This is a genomic window from Pseudoalteromonas shioyasakiensis (assembly GCF_022398475.1).
Classification (GTDB): domain Bacteria; phylum Pseudomonadota; class Gammaproteobacteria; order Enterobacterales; family Alteromonadaceae; genus Pseudoalteromonas.
The window spans coordinates 1-5,684 of sequence record NZ_JAKEVM010000199.1 but is presented as its reverse complement, the minus strand read 5'-3'; the positions used below and the strand labels follow the sequence as shown (position 1 = coordinate 5,684).

The 5,684-nt window shown below is 36.7% G+C and carries 4 protein-coding genes; all 4 read right to left on the bottom strand.

All coding sequences use genetic code 11. The features are described from left to right. Window positions 1-662 (bottom strand): ABC transporter substrate-binding protein (locus tag L1D51_RS20230; RefSeq protein WP_239964652.1); only part of this gene is annotated, 662 nt, incomplete at its 3' end. Between the two features lie 83 nt (window positions 663-745). Beyond that, window positions 746-1,669, bottom strand: coding sequence for a GGDEF domain-containing response regulator (locus L1D51_RS20225; RefSeq protein WP_239964651.1), 924 nt, complete (start codon window positions 1,667-1,669; stop codon window positions 746-748). Next, a complete protein-coding gene (locus L1D51_RS20220) occupies window positions 1,666-3,771 on the bottom strand; it encodes a two-component system response regulator (RefSeq protein ID WP_239964650.1) in 2,106 nt (701 codons plus the stop codon). The genes L1D51_RS20225 and L1D51_RS20220 overlap by 4 nt, the downstream gene beginning before the upstream one ends. Window positions 3,772-4,252: 481 nt before the next feature. After that, window positions 4,253-5,551 carry a methyl-accepting chemotaxis protein gene (locus tag L1D51_RS20215; RefSeq protein WP_239964649.1) on the bottom strand — a complete coding sequence of 433 codons (1,299 nt, stop codon included), beginning with the start codon at window positions 5,549-5,551 and terminating at the stop codon, window positions 4,253-4,255. Between the last annotated feature and the right edge of the window lie 133 nt (window positions 5,552-5,684).

Below are 5,684 nucleotides of genomic sequence, written 5' to 3'. Positions count from 1 at the left end.
CCTTTAGCTTGAGCAGCTAGAGCAGCGTCAAAAATGCCTATTGTTGGTGCATTCACTAATGCAACTTTCCCTCTATTCTTTTCATCTAATAACCATGCCCAAGATTCTGTTTCGTAGGGAATACCTTTTTCAATAACATTCGTGTTATAGCCAAATGAATCGACATTATGTACATATGGCATGAAGCTAATTAATTTGGATGGTGTTTCTCCTAACGAACCATCCGGCTGTGCATAAAGAAGCTTGTTTGGTGAATCGCCTGCGCCTAACTTTGCATCTGGTACAATTTTGCCAGTCTTGGTAAGTGGGTTTATTTCATCCCAATAAACGAGTCTATCAACCTCGATTGGCTGAATTGCATCTGCTTGCCACAAAATATTAATAGAGTCAGACCATTGCTCAAACAAATCAAAAGAACTAGGGTCTGCTGCTGCTTTTTGTAAAACGGCGGCACTCCCCATAGGCGTAAACTCGATGTTTATACCTAGCTCGCGCATTGCTCTTTGTCTAAGCTCTTCTTGCAACGTAACATGTGTTCCCATTACACGAAGGGTTACTTTGTTCTTTGCAAAAACATAAGGGGCTTTAAACGCAAGTGTTGATGCTGCAGCACCAACACCGAGTGTTTTTAGAAAATCTCGACGCTTTTGGGAATGTTCCATTGTATTTCTTGGTAAGTTAACAATCTCCAAAGTATAGGCTATGTTCCTGAGGATTCTACAAAAAGCAGTAAGAAAAGCCTAAATCAATCACAAAAACTAAGCCTAAAACAGTTTCGCCCATCACTTTTAGCCGCATAAAGCGCTTTATCTGCGCAATTAATCAACTCGCCTAAGCTCACCTTATTTTGGTGCTCATAGATAACCCCACCGATACTGACTGTCGCGCGGCGCCAAATAGACTTAACATGCGGGATATTAATCGTCTCAAGCTCAGTTGATATACGGTCACATATGAATTTAACACCTTCGAAGTCAGTGAATGGCAGTATGACAAGAAACTCCTCGCCACCATATCGTATAACGATATCTTGAGGTCTTTGAATAGACCGCTCAATAACATCAGCAATTATTTTTAGGCAAGCATCTCCTTGCGGATGCCCGTATTGATCGTTGTATAATTTAAAGAAGTCGATATCCAGCATTAGTAAGCTGAACGGTTTCCTCTCTCTTGAAGTCTGTTTAAAAACGTTTGTAACTTCTAAATCCAAATAGTGACGGTTAAATAAGCCTGTCAACGAATCTTTATAAGTAAGCTGTAATAGCTTTTCTAATCGAAGCTTATTCTCTAAGTGATTTTTTGTACGATGTATCAACGTGGATGCTGTGATGGGTTTACCAATAAAATCGGTAGCTCCGGCTTCCCAGCATGCATTTTGACACTCTGTATCGTAAGTCGAAGTGATGAAAATTATTGGGATATTTTCGAATGTAGCTTTAGCCTTAAGTCGCCTACAAATATCCAGACCACTTATATCCGGTAAATTAATATCTAGTAAAATCGAATCTGGAAGTAAATCCTCACAGGCTTCTAAAACAGCCTGACCAGAAGAGTATGCATCCACGGAAAAATGATCCTCTAAAATAACACCTAGACTTAACCTGACCATCTCATCATCATCAACAATGAATACTTTACATTGTGATAATGGTTTTAAACTTAAGGTCATAATATTCCTTCAGCTTTACTGGTTTGAATTAGTTTATCAGCGTTGTCGAATCTCAATGGTTTACTAAGTAAATAACCTTGGCCTATTTGACAACCAAGCTCTTGCAGCCGATCTTTTTGCTCTAAAGTTTCAATCCCTTCAGCCACAATTTGGAGTTTTAAAGAGTGAGCTAATTCAATTATAGTAGTAACAATATTTAATGCTTGAGCATCATCAAGCATATCACGAACAAAAGACTGATCTATTTTCAGCACATCTAATGGGAACAATCTTAAATATGAAAGGCTTGAGTATCCAGTACCAAAGTCATCAAGAGCAATACTCACCCCCATTTCAGAAATAAGCTTTAATTGACTTACAGTATAATCAAAGTTATCAATCAAGGCTGATTCTGTCACTTCTAATTCTAAATAACGGCTAGGTAATTGCGTTCTTTCAAGAATCTCAGCAACAGTATCTACAAGTTTAGTATCTGTGAACTGTTTAGCAGATATGTTTACTGCAACTTTAATAGGGAAACCTTTATCAAGCCAATTTTTTGCAGCAATACAGCTTTTTTCTAGAACTTGTTCTCCTAAGCGAAAAATAAGCCCTGTCTCCTCTGCATATTCAATAAAATGAACTGGAGAAATAAAGCCACCTTGTCCATCTTTTAAACGAACTAAGCTTTCTACACCAATCAGTGTGTCAGTGTTTAAATCATATTTAGGTTGATAATGAACGTCGAGATCATTTTCATCTAATGCCTTTCTAAGTTTATTTCCAACCTCAAGACGCCTATTCATTTCAACCTGTAAATCATCACTAAAATAGAAGTAACTGTTTGCAGATTCGTTTTTTGCTTTATACATTGCGGAGTCTGCATGGCGAAGCATCTCTTCAACGCTTGTAGCATCATCGGGATACACACTTATCCCCAAGCTTGCAGAGAGAATATGTTGTTCACCACCAGACCTAAATGGCTTGCTAATAACACTAAGAACCTGACTGACTAATGGCTCTAAACTTAATGAGTTAGAAGAGTGAGGAACAACTAGTGCAAACTCATCCCCACCAACACGAGCAACAGTAATGTCGTTACATGCAAATCGGTCTAAACTATGACCAATATGTGCAATTATCTCATCACCAATATGGTGCCCTAAGGCATCGTTAATAAACTTAAACTTATCTAGGTCAAGTAGCATTAAGCTTAATTTAGTGTCATTAAAAGCAGCTCTGGCAATGCCTTGAGATAGTCTATCGTGAAGTAACACTCTATTTGGTAATGATGTTAATTGGTCATGATGAGATAGATATGTCATCTGCATTGACATAGCTAAGGCTTCGCTCACATCTTGAAATACCATAACAGCGCCGCATTGATTATGGTTTTTATCAAGAATTGGAGCTGCGCTGTCTTCAACTCGATGTTCAATTCCTTGCTTACTAATCAATTGCGTATTTAAAGCCATGGCGACAGGTCTATTTTCTTTTAAAGCTACAGATAAAGGATTAATGGACGGTTTTTTAGTTGTCGCGTCGCATAACTTCATGACTTCTTCAATATGGCGACCTTTTGCTGCAGTTTGTGACCATCCTGTTAGTCTTTGTGCTACAGGGTTCATGTACACAATATTTGCGTTTTTATCAGTAGAAATAACTGCATCTGCAATCGAATCTATCGTAATTCTCAACTGCTCTTTTTCAGCAAATAGTTCTTCTTGTGTTAGCTGTAATACCTTTTCTTGCGTTCTTATTTTTATATGATTTTCAATACGAATTCGACAGAGTCTGAGGTTTAGCGGTTTAGAAATAAAGTCTATCGCGCCTAAAGATAAGGCTTTTTCTTCAATCGCAGGATCGCTGTGAGATGTAATGACAACAGTTCTAATATGTGCCAAAATAGGCTTTTGCTGTATCACTTCTAAAATGTCAAAACCACTGACTTTAGGCATTTCTAAATCAAGAATCAAAATGTCTGGTCTAATTTTTTCAATCAGCAGTATTGCTTCAGAGCTGTTGTTAGAAGTTGAAATATCTCCAATTCCTTCTAAAGCATGCTCCAGCTGTAAGGTATTAATTTCTTCATCATCAATGATAAGAACGCTGCAATTGTCCATTTAGGGTTCCCCTCAATACTTTGTACCTACTAACAATAACGCTAAAACAGTAAATTTGCGACACACTTTTTTATTAGTCTTAAAATATTATTTTTTTGTATATTAAACTGGTTCTTTGGAATTATTAGCTAGTTTTTAATTAATGTGTAAGTAATACTATTAACTATGTAATAAAACAAAATGGATAATTTAGGAAGGTATTTTGAAACATTATTACATTAACGATAACGCCCAAAACACAGGTGAACATTAAGTACATACAGAGTCATGCCCGTACTTCAACTTGATAACAGACCGCACTGATTTAGGTTTCTTTCATAGTTGCAAAGATGCAGTAGAGAAAGCAAAAACCAAATATTCAAATGTTGATGGATGTAAGCATTGTTGCTCGCTTTGCAATACTCGATAGAAAAATTTATAACTGAGAGACTGACTTGATTTAGTCACATTGTTCAGTCTCTCTCAAGTTGTGATAGCTAAATTAAAGGTTTGTTTTAAATTGGCCTACAGCCTCAACTACTTCTTTTGCGCCTTTTTGAATGTCATCGATTACATTACCTGCACTATTAGATAAATCCAATGCATCTTTGGCTTCTACTAAACTAGCTTCAATTTGGGTTACAGCGTCCTGAGTGAGTACTTTGTTTTCTGCAACCACACTAATTATCTGCTCTGTAGCTAAGCTCGTTCTTGATGCTAATTGTCTTACTTCGTCTGCGACAACTGAAAAACCACGTCCTTGCTCACCCGCTCTTGCAGCCTCTATTGCAGCATTAAGTGCTAATAAGTTTGTTTGATCTGCTATTCCTTTAATACTTTCAACCAACTGAGACACTTTTGCTGATTGTACATCAAGTTTATTAATGCCTTCGCTCGCAGTTTCAAGTTTCTTAGAAAGCGCATTCATAGTTGAGATAGTTTGCTTTACAACACCTAAACCATTTTCTGCATCAGAGTCAGTTTGTTTTGAGATATCGTAAGCAATGCCAGCTGTTTCTGAAATAGCTTGCTCTCTTCTCATTTGTTCTGTAATGACAGTCGCGAACTTAGCAACTTTATATAAATCTCCATTTTCATCATGAATAGGGTTATAAGAAGCTTCAAGCCATACTTCATTGCCATAACTATCTATTCTTTTAAAGCGGTCAGAGATAAAGCGCCCCCCCTTTAACTCTGACCAAAACTCTTTGTAAGAATTTGAATTTGCCTCTTCTGGATCGCAAAAGATACTATGGTGCTTACCTAGTATTTGGCTTTTAGAGTACCCCATTGCATTTAAAAAATTATCGTTAGCACTCAGAATTATTCCATCTAGAGTAAACTCGATTACAGCAGATGAACGACTAAGAGCAGCAAGCATATCTTCTTTCTCTCTCGAATGAGAGATAGTGCGAGTGAGCTCAGATGAGAAAATAGCTATATCTTCATTTACAGGTTGAACAATGCTTCTAAGCCACAACTCTCTATCAGTTTTCGTTTTTAACTGTAAAGCACCATGCCAATGGTTAGTTTTCTTAAGTGCTGACAAGAATTTTTGTGTATGAGGTTTATTTAATGACTTTTTTAAGATCAAGCTTTCAATGCTTGCCCCTTTTAGATCCTCAACTTCAATTTCGATTGCCGCAGCAAAACGATGATTTGCTTCTAAGATATGCCCACTTTTACTTAATAAAAAATACAGCATCTCTTCTTTCAGTTCCTGCTTAATATTTTCACACTCGGCAGTTTGCTCTTTCAGATAAGCAATTTCAGATAACAATTTTTTATTTGTAAACCACATCTGGGGTGTTTCCTTTAAGAGTCAACTCAAAGTTTGTGTAATAAAAATCAATAATTAGATAAAACTATAATTAAATTAGTCAAAATTTTATAATCTTACCAATCAAAAGATACTATGTGTGAAAATGCAGAGT

Coding starts and splice junctions, on each gene's coding strand:
- L1D51_RS20225 (WP_239964651.1), bottom strand. CDS start 1,669: ATGACCTTAAGTTTAAAACCATTATCACAATGTAAAGTATTCATTGTT.
- L1D51_RS20220 (WP_239964650.1), bottom strand. CDS start 3,771: ATGGACAATTGCAGCGTTCTTATCATTGATGATGAAGAAATTAATACC.
- L1D51_RS20215 (WP_239964649.1), bottom strand. CDS start 5,551: ATGTGGTTTACAAATAAAAAATTGTTATCTGAAATTGCTTATCTGAAA.